Origin of the sequence: Arthrobacter sp. Leaf234, assembly GCF_001422665.1 — a bacterium.
GTDB lineage: Bacteria > Actinomycetota > Actinomycetes > Actinomycetales > Micrococcaceae > Arthrobacter_D.
The window spans coordinates 1-18,028 of sequence record NZ_LMLU01000009.1 but is presented as its reverse complement, the minus strand read 5'-3'; the positions used below and the strand labels follow the sequence as shown (position 1 = coordinate 18,028).

Annotated in this window: 14 protein-coding genes; 7 read left to right on the top strand and 7 right to left on the bottom strand. The window is 70.8% G+C overall.

The window, feature by feature from the left end:
- Positions 1–119 precede the first annotated feature (119 nt).
- The gene (locus ASF21_RS14565) at positions 120–917 is read right to left on the bottom strand and encodes an alpha/beta fold hydrolase (protein WP_055772887.1); all 798 of its coding nucleotides are present in this window, start codon (positions 915–917) and stop codon (positions 120–122) included.
- A 227-nt stretch (positions 918–1,144) separates the two neighbouring features.
- On the opposite strand from ASF21_RS14565, the gene ASF21_RS14560 reads away from it, so the two are divergent.
- The 6 genes from ASF21_RS14560 to ASF21_RS14535 all read left to right on the top strand — a co-directional run bounded on the left by ASF21_RS14560 (position 1,145) and on the right by ASF21_RS14535 (position 8,243).
- Positions 1,145–1,954, top strand: coding sequence for an NUDIX hydrolase (locus ASF21_RS14560; RefSeq protein WP_082471613.1), 810 nt, complete (start codon positions 1,145–1,147; stop codon positions 1,952–1,954).
- A gap of 121 nt (positions 1,955–2,075) precedes the next feature.
- Entirely contained in the window at positions 2,076–3,359 is a 1,284-nt protein-coding gene (gene nadA, locus ASF21_RS14555) for a quinolinate synthase NadA (protein ID WP_055772884.1), read from the top strand.
- Complete coding sequence (locus ASF21_RS14550; RefSeq protein ID WP_055772881.1) at positions 3,356–5,188, top strand: L-aspartate oxidase; 1,833 nt, start codon at positions 3,356–3,358, stop codon at positions 5,186–5,188. Before nadA ends, ASF21_RS14550 begins: the two co-directional genes overlap by 4 nt.
- On the top strand, positions 5,185–6,258 hold the full coding sequence (gene nadC, locus ASF21_RS14545) for a carboxylating nicotinate-nucleotide diphosphorylase (RefSeq protein ID WP_082471612.1): 1,074 nt from the start codon (positions 5,185–5,187) through the stop codon (positions 6,256–6,258). Before ASF21_RS14550 ends, nadC begins: the two co-directional genes overlap by 4 nt.
- Complete coding sequence (locus ASF21_RS14540) at positions 6,255–7,427, top strand: cysteine desulfurase family protein (protein ID WP_055772878.1); 1,173 nt, start codon at positions 6,255–6,257, stop codon at positions 7,425–7,427. The genes nadC and ASF21_RS14540 overlap by 4 nt, the downstream gene beginning before the upstream one ends.
- A gap of 36 nt (positions 7,428–7,463) precedes the next feature.
- Positions 7,464–8,243 carry a hypothetical protein gene (locus ASF21_RS14535; protein WP_055772875.1) on the top strand — a complete coding sequence of 260 codons (780 nt, stop codon included), beginning with the start codon at positions 7,464–7,466 and terminating at the stop codon, positions 8,241–8,243.
- A 22-nt stretch (positions 8,244–8,265) separates the two neighbouring features.
- On the opposite strand, the gene ASF21_RS14530 is transcribed toward ASF21_RS14535, so the two are convergent.
- Positions 8,266–9,186 carry an oxidoreductase gene (locus ASF21_RS14530; protein ID WP_055772873.1) on the bottom strand — a complete coding sequence of 307 codons (921 nt, stop codon included), beginning with the start codon at positions 9,184–9,186 and terminating at the stop codon, positions 8,266–8,268.
- Between the two features lie 117 nt (positions 9,187–9,303).
- Here ASF21_RS14530 and ASF21_RS14525 point away from each other — a divergent pair, with 117 nt between their 5' ends.
- Positions 9,304–10,107, top strand: a complete 804-nt coding sequence (locus ASF21_RS14525) for a transglutaminase-like domain-containing protein (RefSeq protein WP_055772869.1) — start codon at positions 9,304–9,306, stop codon at positions 10,105–10,107.
- Between the two features lie 59 nt (positions 10,108–10,166).
- On the opposite strand, the gene ASF21_RS14520 is transcribed toward ASF21_RS14525, so the two are convergent.
- The 5 genes from ASF21_RS14520 to ASF21_RS14500 all read right to left on the bottom strand — a co-directional run.
- Entirely contained in the window at positions 10,167–10,667 is a 501-nt protein-coding gene (locus ASF21_RS14520) for a MarR family winged helix-turn-helix transcriptional regulator (protein WP_235499019.1), read from the bottom strand.
- A gap of 86 nt (positions 10,668–10,753) precedes the next feature.
- Positions 10,754–14,257: an efflux RND transporter permease subunit gene (locus ASF21_RS17395; protein WP_055772866.1), complete on the bottom strand. Its 3,504-nt coding sequence runs from the start codon at positions 14,255–14,257 to the stop codon at positions 10,754–10,756.
- A 52-nt stretch (positions 14,258–14,309) separates the two neighbouring features.
- On the bottom strand, positions 14,310–15,794 hold the full coding sequence (locus ASF21_RS14510) for a malate:quinone oxidoreductase (RefSeq protein WP_055773179.1): 1,485 nt from the start codon (positions 15,792–15,794) through the stop codon (positions 14,310–14,312).
- Positions 15,795–15,922: 128 nt separating this feature from the next.
- Positions 15,923–17,653, bottom strand: coding sequence for an ABC transporter substrate-binding protein (locus ASF21_RS14505; RefSeq protein ID WP_235499018.1), 1,731 nt, complete (start codon positions 17,651–17,653; stop codon positions 15,923–15,925).
- A gap of 239 nt (positions 17,654–17,892) precedes the next feature.
- Positions 17,893–18,028, bottom strand: a 136-nt coding sequence (locus ASF21_RS14500; protein WP_200914846.1) for a fasciclin domain-containing protein, incomplete at its 5' end; no start/stop codon positions are given.

Here is an 18,028-nt window from a genome sequence, read left to right as displayed (position 1 = left end):
GTGGTGACCGGTCGGCGCGTCACCTCACAGTAAGGCTGCTGACCGGTTCACAGTATAGCGGCGGGGCAACGCGCCGGACCCGGGGACAACGCGCCTTTACCGAACCGTCACCGGGGACCTCAGGAGAGGAAATCGACCGCAGCGTCCTTGAACTGCCGGGCCGTGATGGTACTCGCGTGGTTCCTGCCGGCGATGCGCACCGTCCGGGCGTCGGGCGCCCATCGTTCGAGGTCGGCGATGCCTGCGGCATAGTCGTCCTGGTCCCCGGCCACCAGGAGCAGGGGCATCTTCGGGACGGCCGAGTCCGGGGTGAAGGGCTCGGTCTTGATGGCCGACACCATCGCGAGGAGGGACGGGAGATCATGGTGCGGCACGGCTTGAGCCATGCGGAGGAGGTCCGCCGTCGTCGGGTCCTCGGAGGGAGGGCCGCCGGCCAGGGACCGTTCCGCCCCGGCCAGATCGAAGTCGGCGAGCGGATCGGCCGTACCCGGTCCGCCGAGGACCATGCGGCGGATCATCTCGGGCTGCGTGGCGCCGAGTTCCCAGGCCAGGCGGGAGCCGAGGGAGTAGCCGATCACGTCGACGCCCGACGTCGCCGAGTCCGCCTCGAGCGGGAGGACGCGTTCGTCGAAGAGTGCCTGCAGGATGTCCGCGCGCATGCGGCTCGGGGCGTACGCCCCCGCATCCGCGGGAGCGGCACTGTCGCCGTGCGCGGGGAGGTCGATCATGATGGCCGAGCGGCCGGCGTCGTTCAGGACACGCACCCATCCCGTGTCCACCCAGTTCCGGTGCGACGACGACCCGAAACCGTGCAGCAGGACGACGGGCGGCAGCGGCAGGGGATCCGGGGCATCGCTGCGGGTGATGGACAGGCGTGGGTCGATACCTTCGACGGCGTGTACTGAGTGGTGGTCCATCAGTTCATCGTAAGGGCGGCAGAGACATGTGCGCCCTTGAACACATCCCCACCGTGCGGCCCCGAAAGGCCGACGACTGTGACTTTAGACACTTCTCCCTGCCGGGGCAACCGGACGCGCCGCCCCGACAGAAGCGGCATCCGCGACAGTCCCACCGTCACGGCTGGATGAGTTATAGTCATTATGACTTTAACTTCTGTTTCATCAGAGCCCTGCGAAGGAAGCCCATGCACAGCTCGGCGAACGTGTCGGAACGGCAGTCCCAGGCGCCGTCGGTCGCGATCTCGACGGTGATCTTCGCGCTCCGGCCCGGGGGCGAGTCGCAGCGACCCGAGATCTGGTTGCCCCTGGTACGCCGCATCCGTCAGCCGCATCTCGGCAAGTGGGCACTTCCCGGCGGTCCACTCGGCGGTACGGAGTCGCTGCAGGACGCGGCAGCCCGGAACCTGCGGGACACGACCGACCTCGAGCCCACCTACCTCGAACAGCTCTACGCCTTCGGCGGGCTGGACCGGGCGGCGACACAGCGACTGGTGTCGATCGTCTACTGGGCGCTCGTCCGACCGGACCAGGCCGATCTCACCAGGGCGTCCCGGAACGTTCACTGGTTCCGCGCCGACGACGTCGAGGGGCTCGCCTTCGACCACGACGAGATCGTGGCCTACGCACTCGGCCGCCTGCGCGGGAAGATCGAATACGGCTCGGTGGCCTACCACTTCCTCGGCGAGCGGTTCACGCTCGCGCAGCTCCGCGGCGTGTACGAGGCGGTGCTCGGACGGGAACTCGACCCCGCCAATTTCCGACGCCAGTTCCGGTCCGCGAAGGACATCGCGCCGACGGAGGAGGTCCTGCAGGGCGGGCGGAACCGGCCGCCGCGGCTCTATCGGTACACGGGGCCGCACGTACTGCCTCCGCCCGCACCGGCGGGCGGGCGGGAGCATCCGGGCCGAGCCCGCTCCCTCGACGCCGACCATGCGACGGCGGACGGCACGGCGTCCCGGCCGCCGTCCGTCGTGGCGGGCCCCGGTTCCTCCTGAGCCCGTCATCGGCTCCAGTGCCGGTCCCGGCCGGAACTCCCCAGATCCGTCGAACCCCACGTCATCCCACTCACCCTGCCTTCCGCCCGTCGGCGGAAGGCCCCACCACAGGGAGCACCCCATGTCCGTGTCAACCGCCATCGAACTGATCTCGAGGGACGCAGCGGACGGAGCCGTCCCAGCGTCGACCTGCTCCCCGGACCTCGTGCGTGATCCCTGGACCATCGATGCCCTGCCCATGCCGCAGTACGGTCCCGGGGCGTCCATGGCCGACCCCGCACCGCCTGCGACGCCCCGGCAGGGAGAGCTTCCCGAGGACTACAGGACGGCGTCGGCGGAGGACCTCGACCGGCGCATCCGCGCGGCGAAGGCGACGCTGGGGGAGTCCGTGGTCATCCTCGGGCACTTCTACCAGCGCGACGAGGTGGTGCAGTACGCCGACTTCGTGGGCGACAGCTACCAGCTCGCGCGTGCAGCCACGGAACGCCCCGAGGCCGAGGCGATCGTCTTCTGCGGCGTCCACTTCATGGCCGAGACCGCGGACATGCTCTCGACCGCCGGGCAGTCCGTGATCCTCCCGAACCTCGCCGCCGGCTGCTCGATGGCGGACATGGCCGACATCGACTCCGTGACCGAGTGCTGGGACCAGCTCACGGAACTCTTCGGGACCGAGCCCGACGCGGACGGTCGAGTCCCCGTCATCCCGGTCACGTACATGAACTCCTCCGCCGCCCTCAAGGGTTTCTGCGGGGACCACGGGGGGATCGTGTGCACGTCGTCGAACGCCGCCGCCGTGCTCGAATGGGCTTTCGAGCGGGGGCAGCGCGTGCTGTTCTTCCCGGATCAGCACCTGGGCCGTAACACGGCCAAGGCGATGGGGGTGCCGCTCGAGCAGATGCCCCTGTGGAACCCGCGCAAGCCGTGGGGCGGGACCGACGAGCAGGTCCTGCAGGACTCACGCGTGATCCTGTGGCACGGGTTCTGCTCCGTGCACAAGCGCTTCACGGTCGGGCAGATCGAGAAGGCCCGGGCGGAGTTCCCCGGGGTGCGGGTGATCGTGCACCCCGAGTGCCCGATGCCGGTCGTCGACGCCGCCGACGAGGCGGGGTCCACCGACTACATCAGGAAGGCCATCGACGCCGCCGCGCCGGGCACCACCTTTGCGATCGGCACCGAGATCAACATGGTGAACCGGCTGGCGGCCCAGTACCCGCAGCACACCATCTTCTGCCTCGACCCCGTGATCTGCCCGTGCTCGACGATGTACCGGATCCACCCGGGCTACCTGGCGTGGGTTCTCGAGGGACTCGTCGAGGGCCGTGTGCTCAACCCCATCACGGTGCCGGAGAGCGTGGCCGCTCCAGCGCGGGTGGCGCTCAACCGGATGCTCGCGGTCCGGCCATGACCCGCGGCACCGCAGCGCCCGCCGCGGCTCCGACTCCTCGCGGCGGATCGAGGGTCATCGTGGTCGGGTCGGGGATCGCCGGGATGCAGACGGCCCTCGAGCTCCGCCGGCTCGACCCCTCGGGTGCTGTCGTCCTGGTGTCCAAGGGGACCCTCACCGAGAGCAACACACGGTACGCGCAGGGTGGGATCGCCGCCGTCGTCCCGTCCGTCAGGGTCGCACCGGCCCCGCGGGGGGCGCGCGACGGCGGTGAGGGCGGATCCCCGCATGCCGATTCGGTGGAGGCGCACATCGCCGACACCCTGATCGCCGGCGCGGGGTTGGCCGATCCGCACGCGGTCTCGGTGCTGTGCCACGGCGGGGCCGACGCCGTCCGGTCCCTGCAGCGGGCAGGCGTCGTCTTCGACACCGTCGCGGCGGACAGTGGCGGTGCCGGGGCCGGACCAGGGGGCGCGGCAGAGCCGGACCGCGATCTCGGGGAGACAGGGCGGTCGGCGACGACGACGCCTGATCTCGCCCGTGGTCGGGAGGCCGCCCACTCCGCCGCGCGCATCCTCCACCTCGGCGGGGACTCGACCGGCGCCGGGATCGTCGGGGCGCTGTCCGCGGCGGTCGGCCGGGACCCGGGCATCGTCGTGCTGGAGGGCGCGGCGGTCACCCGTGTGCTGCTGACCGGCTCAGGAGAGGCCCTGCGGCGCGCAGCAGGCGTCACCACCGTCGTCGCCGGCCGGTCACGCGACCTACCGGCCGACGCCGTCGTGCTCGCCACGGGCGGAGCCGGCCAGCTCTTCGTCCACACCACGAACCCGTCCATCGCGACCGGCGACGGTCTGGCCCTCGCGTGGCGGGCCGGCGCGGCCGTCACCGACCTCGAGTTCTTCCAGTTCCACCCGACCTCGCTCGACGTCCCGGGCAATCCGCTGATCTCCGAGGCGGTGCGCGGTGAGGGGGCACGGCTCATCGACGCCGACGGCAGGGCCTTCATGCACGACTACCACCCCGACGGCGACCTCGCACCCCGCGACGTCGTCTCCCGGAGCATCGCCCGGCACCTCGCGCGGCGTTCCGGCAGAGGACGTCCGGGACGGATGACCGCTCCTGTCGGCACCGGTCCGGCGGAGCACGTGTACCTCGATGCGACGGCGCTGGGCCAGGCCTTCCTGTCGCGCCGCTTCCCCGGCCTCACGGCACTCACGCTGCGGCACGGGTTCGACTGGTCCTCCGAGCCCGTCCCCGTGGTGCCCGCCGCTCACTACTGGATGGGCGGCGTCCGCACCGACACCGAGGGGCGGACCTCGGTCCCCGGCCTCTTCGCCGTCGGCGAGGTGGCGCGCACGGGTGTGCACGGGGCCAACCGCCTCGCGTCGAACAGCCTCCTCGAGGCAGTGGTGTTCGCGACGCGCTGCGCCGAGGCGATCGTCGACGGCGGCGGAGCCGCTCCTCGCGTCGACGCGGAACCCTTCGACGCCGACGCAGACGCCGACGCCGGGCGCTCCGCCACCCAGCCCGTCACCCGTCGCGAACTCCAGGAGGTCATGTCCGACCACGCCGGTGTCCTGCGCACCGGTGCCGGACTGGAACTCGCCCGCAAGCACCTCGCCGGCTATCACGCGCCCGAGGATCCCGAGACCGAGAACCTGCTGCTCTGCGCCCGCCTGCTCGTCCACGCAGCCTCCCGGAGGCCAACATCCTGCGGCGCCCACTACCGCGTGGACGGGGCCGACCAGGACCCCGACCAGCACTCACGCGACGTGGAGCACCACGCGGAGGATGAGCCGCCGGTACCGAGCCGATCCTACGTTCGAGCCATCGAAGGAGCCATCCGATGAGCACCACCACGTCCCCCTCCACGACCCCACCCCGGACCCCCGACGCGCCCCCCGCGCCGGAATCGGCCCCGGAAGAGGCGGGCGTCGCGTCGACCACCGGCACGGCGGCGAGGGCGCCGGGGCACCGACCCTTCCCGCCGCCCCAGCGGCACATCGACGCGATCGTCGCCGCCGCGCTTGCCGAGGACGCGCCGTCGGGCGACCTCACCGTCCAGGCGCTCATCGATCCGGACGCCCGGGCGACGGCTGCGATTGCGGCACGCGAACCGGGCATCCTCTGCGGGACGTCCGCCATCGAGGCCGCGATGCGGCTCACCGATCCGCGGATCACCGTGACCTTCACGGTGGCGGACGGTGCACGCTTCGAGGCCGGTGACGTCGTCGCCCGCCTGTCCGGGCCGGCCGCCGGCATCCTCACCGCCGAACGGACCGCGCTCAACATCGCCCAACGCCTCAGTGGCATCGCGACCATGACGCGCGCCTTCGTGGAGGCGGCGGCGGGGACGGGCGCCCGCATCGTCGACACCCGGAAGACGACGCCGGGGCTGCGGCTCCTGGAGCGGTGGGCCGTGCGCTGCGGCGGCGGATCCAACCATCGGTCCAGCCTCTCGGAGGCGGTGATGGTGAAGGACAACCACCTCGCCCTGCTCGCGGCACAGGGACCCGAGGCCCTGACCGCGGCCCTGCTCGCAGCCCGTGCGCGGCTGCCCCACACGGTGCACCTCGAGGTGGAGGTGGACCGGCTCGACCAGATCGAGCCGGTGCTCGCGGCAGAGGTGGACTCCATCATGCTCGACAACTTCGGCCTCGCCGACCTGGCGGCCGGTGTCCGGCTCGTCGCCGGCCGGGCGCTCGTCGAGGCGAGTGGGAACGTGCGCCTGGACACCGTGGCGGCGATCGCCGCCACGGGCGTCGACATCATCTCCGCCGGCGCCCTGACGCACAGCGTCCGTGCGCTGGACCTCGGTCTGGATTTCACGGTGGACGGCGGTACCGCCGACGGTGCACCTGCGCCTGCCGGCGGTACCGGCCGTGCCGGGGACGACCGGCAGGCGGGGGTCCCGTCATGATCTACCTCGACGCAGCGGCGACGGCGCCGGCCCGCCGGGAGGTCCTCGAGGAGATGTGGCCGCTGCTGACGACGACCTTCGGCAACCCCTCGAGCCACCACACGTACGGGGAGGCTGCCGCGGCAGCCTTCTCCTCCGCCCGTGCCCGGCTCGCCGCGGTGCTCGGCTGCAGGCCGTCGGAGATCGTCATCACCTCGGGCGGCACCGAGGCGAACAACCTGGCCCTGAAGGGCATCGCGCTCGCCTCCCCGCGCGGCCGCCACATCGTCACGAGCGCGATCGAGCACGCGGCCGTGGCGGAGGTGCTCCGCTACCTGCAGGACGCGCACGGCTTCCACATCACCGAGCTCCCGGTGTCCGCGACCGGTCTCGTGGCCGCCGCGGATCTCGAGGCGGCACTCCAGGCGGACACGACGCTCTGCACCGTGATGTACGCGAACAACGAGATGGGCACGGTGCAGGACGTCGTCGCGCTCGCGGAGGTCTGCAGGAACAGGAACATCCCCTTCCACACGGACGCCGTGCAGGCCGCCGGCTGGCTCCCGGTGGACGTCGGCCGCCTCGGCGTCACGGCCATGAGCCTCTCGGGCCACAAGCTCGGCACCCCGAAGGGGGTAGGGCTGCTCTACCTCCGGGCGGGCACACGCTGCGAGCCCGTGCTGCACGGGGGCGGGCAGGAACGTGGTCGGCGCTCCGGGACGGAGAACGTGGCCGGCGCCGTCGGGCTCGCGAGAGCACTGGAACTCGCGCAGCTGGCCCTGCCCGGCGCGGGCGACGCGTCATCCGCTGCGCGCGACGCCTTCATCGCCCGGATCCTGGCCGGTGTCCCGGGCGCGATCCTCACGGGCGACCCCGGGATGCGATTGCCCAACCTCGCCTCCTTCTGCTTCCCGGGGGTGAGCGGAGAGGCCGTCCTGCTGGAGATCGAGCGCCGGGGAGTCGTTTGCTCGAGCGGATCAGCGTGTGCCGCGGGCTCGTCCGACCCGTCGACCGTCCTGCTGGCGCTCGGGCTCGACGCAGGGACGGCTCTCAGCGCCGTGCGCCTGTCCTGGGTGCAGGGCACGGCCCGCTCGGACCTCGAGGAAGCAGCCTCGGCGGTCGTGGCGTCGGTCCACGCCGTCCTGGCCCTCGGCGCGGCACGGCCGGCTCCGGATCTCGCCCCCGCCTAGACTGACGGCACGAACAGACGCCCTGGGAGGGACGCCATGACCGAAGCAACCATCGGTGACACCGTGCGGCGGAGGACGCGCGCCGTCGCTGCCGCGGCGCTGCTGGGCGCCTTGCTCACCGGCTGCATCGCCACCGGGGAGGGCGACACCGGCCCCGCTCCGTCGTCGTCCGCTGCTACGCCGGATGCACCGGCGGAACCGACGGTGGCTCCGCTCCGGGAGGCGCGCGCGGGATGGAAGGTCTTCACCGATCCGTCGAGGCTCGTGAGTTTCGAACTGCCGCAGGACTGGGTGGTCCAGCCGCTGGATCCCACGCCGGGCACCTATGCCGCCGACTCCCTGCACTACGCCGTCAGGACCCCCGAGGGGACCACCGCGGCGGAGTTCCACTCCGGCATCATCACCCCCGAGGCGCCCTGCCCCGACGCGGAGCGTACGCCCTACGCCGTGATCGGCAGCGAGCCGCTCGCGCTGACGGACCAGCCGGCCGCGTCGACCGCCATCGAACCGCGGTTCGTCGTCCGGCTGATCACCGGTTTCCGTTTCTTCGGGGCCTACGGCGTGACCGACGAGGTCGGCGGCGCGGACGGCCTCGCCTGCTCGCTGGCCAACACCGTCCAGGGCAACGAGGCCCTCGGGCGCTTCAGCTTCGGCGACCTCGAGGTGCTCGCTCCCAAGGCCCCGGCGAACACGGGTCCGCAGACCGTCTCCTTCGGCACCATCGGCGAGGCCGAGGAGTACTACGCCGAACCCGGATTCGCGACCATCCGCGAGATGATCCTGTCGGTCAAGGTCGCGGAGCCCCCGGCCGCGTGAGCTCAGGGCCCTCCCGGCTCGATCAGCCGGCGGCGCGCAACGCTCCGTAGTCCACCCCGGTGAGTTCGACGCTGCGATTCCACAGGCGCATGGCGATGTCACGGTCGAGGACCCGCGGTACGGGTGCGACGAGCCGGGGAGCACCCCTGGTCTCGCCGGGACCGGAGGGACCGTAGTAGTCGCCGCCCTTCACCTCGGGAGCGGTCGCGGCATACAGCGTGGGAAGGGCGCCTGCGGCGTCGGACTGGCTCATGAACCGGAAGGCACCGGCGAGCAGGTCGAGGACGGCCGGGTTCCGCATCCCGGCGGTCAGGTTGGTGTCGGCGAGCCCCGGGTGCGCGGCCACGGAGGCGAGGTCCCAGCCGGTAGCACGCGCCCTCCGGTCGAGTTCGACCATGAAATAGAGGTTGGCGATCTTGCTCTGTCCGTAGGCGCCCCACCGCCGGTACCGGTGTTCCGACTGCAGGTCACCGAAGTCGATCCGTCCGCGCTTGTGGGCGAGGCTCGAGAGGGTGACGACGCGTGGTGACACTGACGCGTGCAGGTTCTGCAGGAGCAACCCGGTCAACGCGAAGTGTCCCAGGTGGTTCGTGCCGAACTGCAGTTCGAAGCCGTCCGCCGTGGTCGACTTCGGCGTCGCCATCACGCCCGCGTTGTTCACGAGCAGATCGACCGGACCGTCGGTCCCGGCGGCGAACGCACGCACCGAGGCGAGGTCGGCGAGATCGAGCACGCGCATCTCGACGCGCTCGCTGCCGGTGAGTGCACGGACCTTCTGCTCGGCCTCACGTCCACGCTGCTCGCTCCGGCAGGCGAGCACCACGTGCGCTCCCTTCCGCGCGAGGCCGACGGCGGTCTGCAGGCCGAGCCCGCTGTTCGCTCCGGTGATGACCGCGCGCCGGCCCGTCAGGTCACCGATGGCATCGGCGGTGAAGTCGCTCATGATGTTCCTCTCCTGCGGCGTGTCTGCCGTCCGGTCGGGCGTCCGGTGTCGACCGGTGCCCCTCCGTCCCAGCATAGAGTTGGAGCCGAACGAATCGCCTACCGGGAGCAACGAACCATGCAGCGTACTGTCTCGGCCGACCTGGGCGCCACGACGATCGCGGGGACCCAGGTGGTGCTGTCCCTCGCCGTCGCTGCTCCTGCCGCGTACGCGTCCGTGGAGGAGGAGCTGACGGTGCTGGTCGACAGCGAACCGGCCGAGGTGCGCGAGTACCAGGAGCGCGACGGCACGCGCCTCCACCTCCTCACGACGCCTCGGGCGTCCTCGCTCGACGTGCGGTACCGCGCGGTCGTCACGGGCCGGGCAGAGCCCGCACCGCATGACGACATCGACCTCGTGCGGTACGTGCGGCCCAGCCGGTACTGCGCATCGGATGTCATCCTGCCGACCGCCTACGCCCAGTTCCCGGATGTCGGGGGAGTGGACCTGGTCCAGGCAGTGCGGGACTGGGTCGGCGCCGAGTTGGCCTACGTCCCGGGATCCTCCCGCTTCACGGACGGCGCCGTGGACACGCTCCTCGCGCGGCGCGGGGTCTGCAGGGACTACGCGCACCTCGTGATCGCCCTCCTGCGGGCGCGTGACATTCCCGCACGGCTGGCGTCCGTCTACGCGCCGGGCCTGACGCCCATGGACTTCCACGCCGTCGTCGAGGCCTGGGTGGGCGGCTCGTGGCTCCTGCTCGACGCGACGGGCCTGGCGCCGCGGGCGTCGATGCTGCGCATCGCGACGGGACGGGACGCCACGGACACCGCGTTCCTCTCGACCGTCGGAGGCTCGCTCCAGCTCTCCCGGCTCCAGGTCACCGCGACCGTCGACGAACTGCCCGTCGAGCGGAGCGGCGAACGCCTTACCGTTCGGTGAGCCCTGCGGCGGAGGCCGGCCGGGTGGCTGATCAGCAGCCCGGTCCGCTCACGGGCAGGTCAGTCGTCGAGGTGCGCGTTGATGCGGTCCGTCAGCGCCTTCAGCTGGTCCATCTCCGCCGGGCTGAGCATCGGCGCGAGGACCTCCTGGATGCGGTGCACGTGTGTGGAGCCGATCTGGCGCTGCAGTGCACGGCCCTCATCCGTCAGGGCCAGTTCGACGCCTCGATGATCAGCCACGGCAGGTCGCTTCTGCAGCAGCTTCCTCGCCTCCAGGCGGTCGACCATGCGGCTCAGGCTCGGTTGGCTGATGAGCAGGTGCTGGTTCAGCTCGTTGAGGCGCGTCCAGCCGGTGGGGCAGCGGCTCAGGTTGAACAGGACGTCGTACTCACCGATGGGCAGTTCCCTGAACACCGGATCCTGGCGGATCCTACGCATGACGCCGACCTGGGCCCGGAACAGCGACTCCCAGGTCTCCGACGACTGCCGGACCGAAGCGCCCGAGGTCACCGGCGCCGGCCCGCTCTCGCCACCCGTCGGCATCTCCACCCGTTCCGTCATCGCCCGCTCCCCATCCTGCGCCGTTCCGACGGCAACTAGATACATATGCATCTAGTATAGGCGCCGTCCGGCATCCGGTCTCCCGGTCAGGCGGGAACGCTCGCGGCTCGCCGGAGGGCGCGCTCCTCGCGCCGCCCCTCGACGAGTCGGTAGAGGACGGGCACGAGCACCAGCGTCAGCGCCGTGGAGGAGACCAGCCCACCGATGACGACGACGGCGAGTGGCTGCGAGATGAAACCGCCCTGCCCGGTGAGGCCGAGCGCCATCGGTGTCAGCGCGAAGATGGTGGCGAGGGCCGTCATCAGGATGGGGCGGAGCCGCTGGCGGGCTCCCTCGCGGATCGCGTCGGCGACGCGGAGCCCGGGGGAGCCGTTGCGCGGGAGCCGGTACTGGTTAATGAGGTCGATCAGGACGATCGCGTTGGTCACCACGATGCCGACGAGCATGAGCATGCCGATCAGGGACGGGAGCCCCAGGGGGATCCGGGTGATCAGCAGCAGGGCGATCGCCCCGGTCGCGGCGAAGGGGATCGACACGAGCAGGATCAGGGGCTGGACCAGGCTCTTGAAGGTGGCCACCATGATCACGTAGACGATCGCGACGGCGGCCCACAGTGCAAGGAACAGCTGGTCGAAGGACTCGACCTGCTGGGTGGACGCTCCACCCACCGTCGCCGAGGCGCCGGACGGCAGCTCGATACCCGCGAGGCGCTCGGACACCGTCCCGGAGAGGGTCCCGAGGTCGTCGTCCGACGGTGTGATGGAGATACGGGCGGTGCGCTCCCCGTTGGAACTGGTGACCGACAGCGGCACCTGCACCTCCTCGACGGACGCGACGTCCGTCAACGGGACGGCGCCCTGCGCGGTCGGGACCTGGAGCGTCCGCAGCTGCTCGAGGCTGGTGATCGCGGTCCCCTCCCCGATCAGCACCGGGAAGTCGTCCGCACCGAAGCGGACGGTCCCGGCCGGGACGGGACTGATGCTGCCGCCGAGGAGACCGGCGATCTGGCCCTCCGTCAGGCCTGCTTCGACGGCGGCGGCCCGGTCGACGTCCACCTGGACCTGGGGCTGCGTTGCAGACAGGTTGCTGCTCACCTCGCCGGCGCCGTCGAGCCCCTGCATGCCGTCCAGCACGGCGGTGTTGGCCGCCTCGAGGTCCTCGCTGACCGGAGCCGTGATGTCGATGTCGATGGTGCTCGACGTCCCGAAACCGCCCTGCTGGCTGGAGAGCGAGAAGCTCCCGGCGTCCTGCAGGCCCTCGAGTTCCTCGCGCACCGCTTCCTGCAGGGCTTCCTGATCGGCGTCCTCGTCCGTGATGACGGTGAAGGTCGCCACCGATGCACCGCCGGAGAACTGTGCCGCGAAGGAGCCTTCGGCATTCCCGACCGTGAGCTGTACATCCCTGATCCCGGCGGTGTCGGCGAGGGCTTCCTCGGTGCGGCCGGCTGCCTCGGTGGTGGTGGCGAGACTGGAGCCGGGAGCGAGCGTCTGCGTGATGGAGAAGCTGTTCTGGCCCGAGCCGCCCAGGAGGTTGGTGGGGAGGAACGGGACCATCGCCGCGGTCGCCCCGAGGACGATCAGCCCGCTGACGAGGGTGATGACCGGGTGACGCTGGGTCCCCGTCAGGATGGGCAGGTAGGCCCGCTGCAGGAGGGACGGACGGTCGCGCTGCGGAGTCGTAGCGACCGTCTCGACCCTGTCGACCCTGTCGACCGGATCGACGGTGTCGGCCTCGTTGACGGCGACATGGCGGGCGCCACGGCGGTCCGGATCAGGGGCGCTGGTGCGGACCGCACCGTCCGCGGGGCTCAGCGCAGGCAGGGTCCCGGTCGGGGTGGTCGTTCGGTCGTCGGCGGTTGATGCCGCAGGCGCGGCGACCGACGATACCGGCTCCTCCGGTCCGGCCGTCGTGCTGCGTGCCGTACCGGACGACGCCGTCCTCCTCGGCAGGAACCAGTAGGCCAGGACGGGGATGATCGTCAGGGACACGGCGAGCGATGCGAGGAGCGCGATCCCCGTGGTGACGGCGAAGGGCCGGAAGAGCTCGCCGGCGAGGCCGCCGACGAAGCCGATCGGGGCGAAGACCGCGACCGTGGTGAGGGTCGAGGCGGTGATCGCCCCGGCGACCTCGCGGACGGCGGTCAGGATGGCGTCGCGCTTCTCCTCGCCGTAGCCGAGATGCCGCTTGATGTTCTCGATGACGACGATCGAGTCGTCGACCACCCGACCGATGGCGATGGTGAGCGCCCCGAGCGTGAGCAGGTTCAGCGAGTATCCGGCTGCGTACAGCCCGATGAAGGTCACGAGCAGCGACAGGGGGATGGAGATGGCCGTCACCAGCGTGGAGCGCACGGACAGCAGGAACACGAGGATGATCAGCACCGCGAAACCGAGGCCCAGGAGGCCCTCGGTCGTGAGATCGTCGATGCTGCGTTCGATGAAGGGCGCCTGGTCGAAGACCACCGTGATGTCGGCCGCGTTGCCGAGTTCCGCTTCCAGCTCGGGGACCAGCGCGACGATCTGGTGCGAGATCTCCACGGTGTCGCCGTCCGGCACCTTCGTCACGGTGAGGGCGAGCGTCTCCACCCCGTTGGTGCGGGTGACGGACGTGGCCGCGTCATCGGCGAGGTCGACGTCGGCCACCTCGCCGATCGTCACCGCGGGACCCGGGGCGGCGGCCGGCGTCGATGGCGCGGCCGGTTGCTGCGCCGGGGCGCCGGATGGTGCGTCCGTTCCGGTGTCCGGCCCGCCCGGGGCAGCGGGTTGCTCCGAGCCCCCGGGAAGGCCGGAGCCACCCGGCGCAGCCGACGAACCGGTCGGACCGGAGGAGGCGGCGGGCTCCGACGAGCCCGCGGGCAGGACGGGCAACGCCCTCAGGTCCTCGAGCGAACCGATCTGGCTGCCGGCCTGGATGGTCAGCGAGCGCTGATCCTCGTCGAGGGTGCCGACCGGGAACAGGGCCCCGTTGTCCTCGAGCGTGGCGGCGAGGTCGCCGACGGTCAGGCCCGCCGCCTCGAGGGCACCGTCACGGGGGAGGAGGGCGACGTGCTGGCTGGTCCCCCCCGAGATGTCCGCCGTGCGGACGCCGTCGATCTTCTGCAGCCGAGGAACCGTGAGCCGCTCGAGGTCGCCGTTGAGTTCGCTCAGGGACTGGTCGGACGAGACGGCCATGAACACGATGGGCAGGTCGCTGATGCTCCCGGCCAGCGCCTGTGGCTCCACGTCCTCGGGGAGCAGGGGACGCACGGTGGAGATGGCGCGGTCCACCTGGGCCCTCGCCCGATCGAGGTCCGTCCCGTAGACGAAGACGAGGCTGACGGTGGAGACCCCGGAGCGGGACGTGCTCGCCGACGATTCCAGGCCCTCGACACCACTCAGCGCCGCTTCGAGCGGCTCGCTCACCTGCTGGTCGAGGTACTCCGGCGAGGCGCCGGGGACCGTCGAGAGGACGGTGATCTGCGGGAACTCGAGCGACGGGATGAGCTCCTGCCGGAGCGAGCCGAGGGTGATGACGCCGAAGACGGACGCGAGGATGGTGATGAGCGCGATGAGCGCACGGTTGCCGAGGGAGAGATGGGCGAGACGGAACACGGAACCTGCCTTCGGGTGCTGACGGCCGCCCGGCTGGCTGGCTCCGCCGTGGTTAGACGAGCTTGAGGGCCCTGTCGGTGAGCGTCTGGATCTCGGCGGCGAGCGACGGATTCTCGTTCAGTTTGACGCCGTAGCCCGGCAGCATCTCCTTGAGCTTCGGCTCCCAGTCGGACATCTTGACCGGGAAGCACCGCTTGAGGAGTTCCACCATGATCGGCGCGGCGGTGGAGGCTCCGGGCGAGGCCCCGAGCAGTGCACCGATGGAGCCGTCAGAGGAGGTGATGACCTCGGTGCCGAACTGCAGCACGCCGCCCTTCTTCGGAGCCTTCTTGATGACCTGTACACGCTGTCCGGCGGAGATGAGTTCCCAGTCGCCGCCGTCGGCCGACGGGAGGAAGTCGTTGAGCGCCTCGTTCTTCGCGTCACGGTTCTTGAGGACCTCGGTCACGAGGTACTTCGTGAGCGACATGTTGTCCTTGGCCACGGCCAGCATGGGCACGAGGTTCGACGGACGGATGGACGTCGGGAGGTCGAGATAGGAACCCCGCTTGAGGAACTTGGTGGAGAACCCGGCGTAGGGACCGAAGAGCAGGGAGCGCTCGCCCTTGACATACCGCGTGTCGAGATGGGGGACCGACATGGGCGGGGCCCCGACGGACGCCTGGCCGTACACCTTCGCGTTGTGCTGGTCCACCAGCGTCGGGTCGGTGCAGCGCAGGAACTGGCCGGACACGGGGAATCCGGCGAATCCGCGCCCCTCGGGGATGCCGGTCCGCTGCAGGAGGTGGAGGGACCCGCCACCCGCACCGATGAACACGAATTTGGAGGTGACGGTGGTCGCCTCGCCCGTCGCCCGGTTCTTGACCTTCACGTCCCACCGGCCGTCGGATGCCCGCGCGACGTCGAGCACGTCGAAGCTGTAGTGGAGCCCCACACCCGTGCCCTCGAGGTAGGCGTTGAGCTGACGGGTCAGGGAGCCGAAATCGACGTCCGTGCCTCCGGCGACACGGGAGGCTGCGACCGGCTGGGAAGGATTGCGGCCCTTCATGATGAGCGGGGTCCAGCCCGCAATGGTCGCGTGGTCCTCGCTGAACTCCATGGTGTCGAACAGGGGCTGCGGGCTCAGGGCCTCGTACCGCTTCCGGAGGTACTCGGCGTTGGCCTGGCCCCAGACGAAACTCATGTGGGGGACCGCATTGACGAAGCTGCGGGGATCTCCGATGTGCCCCTCGGTGACCATGTGGGACCAGAACTGGCGGGACGTCTGGAACTGCTCGTTGATGGCGATGGCCTTCGCCGGGTCCACCGACCCGTCCTTACCGGCCGGCGAGTAGTTGAGCTCGCACAGCGCGGAGTGGCCTGTGCCGGCGTTGTTCCACGGGTCGGAACTCTCCAGTCCGGCGACGTCGAGCCTCTCGAAGAGCGAGACGTCCCAGTCGGGCTGGAGCTGGCGGAGGAACGCGCCGAGCGTGGCGCTCATGATGCCGCCACCGATCAGGACGACGTCTGTGGTCTTGGCGGGCGTGCCCTGATTCATGGTGGTCAACGTGGTCTCCAGTCGCGAGGTCGTAGCAGGGAAAGCCTAGCGTCTGGCAGTGACCTTATCTAAATCCGGCGGGGCCCCGGCAGGGGTACCCGCAGCAGCCGCGGCGACGCCGCGCGCTGTCACTCCGACGGCTCGGGCCGGGGCTCGACATCGGCGAGGTCGATCCGGTTGAACACCTCGTTCATCACCGGGCTGACGGGGTAGCTGCTCACGCGGGGACTCATGGCGAGAGCGGAGATCGGGAAGGCGAGCGGGACGGCCGGGATGCGGGTGGAGATCTGGGCGCTGATGTCCGCGTACGCCTCGGACCTGTCCTCGCCCTCGGGCAGACCGCGGGCGCGGTTGATCTTGCTGAACAGCTGGGGGTCCTCGTACCCGAACTCCTCGGTGTAGGAGCCGAACAGGGCACCCACGAAGTTGTCCGGGTCCTCGTAGCTGCCGCTCCACCCCAGGAGATGGAACGCCCGGTCACCCGTTTGCTGCACCGCTTCGATGTAGCCCTCGCTCCAGTCGATCGGCACGGGCTTGATGGTGAAGCCGGCCTCGGTCAGCTGGCGGCTCAGCTCCGCGTAGGCCTTCTCGGGGGAGGGGAGGTACGCCCTGGAGACGTTGCGCGGGTAGTAGAAGGGCAGGGGGCGGCCGTCGTAGCCCGACCGGTCGAGGAGGTCCTTGGCGAGGTCGACGTCGTAGCCGTAGTCCTCGACCCCCTCCCCGCTCACCCCGAGCTTCTCCGGGACGAACTGCCGCGCCGACTTGGTGCCGCTGAGGAACCGGCCGTCGATGAGGGCGTCCTTGTCGATCGCGTGGGCCACGGCCTGCCGGAACAGGACGTCGTCGACACCCGGGAAGCCCTGGTTGAGGCCGAGGTACAGCACCGAGTAGGGGTCGCGCTGGAGGAACTGCTGACCGTTGCGGGCGAGGTCGACGGCGCTGTCCACGGACACGAAGTCGTAGCCGTCGATCCGGCCGGCGGTCAGGGCGCGGGCACGGGAGTCGGGGTTGGAGATGGTGGTGAAGAGGACGCGGTCCACCTCGCCACGCTCGCCCCAGTAGTCCTCGAAGGACACCAGGTCCACCTCGCCCGGCTCCCAGGAGACGAACCGGAAGGGCCCGGTGCCCACGGGTGCGCGTCCGTACCGGGAGATCAGCGAGCCGTCGACGGGCTCCGTCAGGTCGTCGGCGGACCCTGCGTCGAGCGCGGCCGGTGAGGAGATGGCGAAGGCCGGGGCGGCCAGAGCGGCGATCAGTCCCGTGATCCGGCTGGTGAGCTGCAGATCCACGGTCGACGGCGTCGTCGCGGTGCAGCCCTTGTAGAGGCTGATCTCGGGCTGGTCCGAGTAGCCCTTGAACACGTGCTCGAAGGGCAGCCGCCCGGCACCGGTCCGGGCCGAGGCGGGGAGGGTGTACCAGCGGTCGAAGTTGGCACAGACAGCTGCGGCGTCCAGGGGGCGGCCGTCATGGAAGACGACGTCGTCCCGGAGCGTGAACTCGTAGGAGCGCCCGCTGTCCTGCTCCTCCCACGACTCCGCCAGCAGCTCCGTCGGTTCGGACGTGAGGGGATCGATGCCCACGAGGCCCTGGAGGATCTGCCGGGTGACGCGGTAGGACTCGGTGTCGTTGGCGAGGGCCGGATCGAGGGTCCGAGGATCGGCGGCGCTCCCGAAGGTGAAGGTGGAGGCATCGACGGCCGCAGCGCTCGTGGCGGGAACGGGCTCGGGCGGTACGACCTCGCCGGACGTGCAGGCCACGAGCGACGCGACGGAGGCGACGACGACGGCGCCGCGCAGGATGCGGATCACCGGTGCGCGGCTGGCCCGCGGCTGGCGGGGGCACGCGGCGGCGTTGTTCACGAGCAGGCTCTCCGGAAGGCAGGGGTGACCCGGTCCTGGGGACGCGGCGGTCGGGAGCCCTCAGTCTAGGTGATGCTCCTGTCCGCGCCGTGCAGGGGAACGGGGAGGCCGGATTCCGCCGCTTCCCGTCGGGCTGCCCCGCCGCAGTGAAGAACGGACCCCCTCACCGGAAGTGAGGAGGTCCGTCCGTTGTCCCTGGAACACGTTAGAGGTTTGCACCAGGGAGGCAGTGCGCGTCCTTAGCCGGCGGCGGGGGGCGTGAGGACGGCGTCGATGAGGTAGACGACGGCGTTGGCGGTCTGGACGCCGCCGCAGATGACGTTGGCGTCGTTGACCTTCAGTTCCTGGCCGGATCCGGTGATCTCGAGGTCGGCG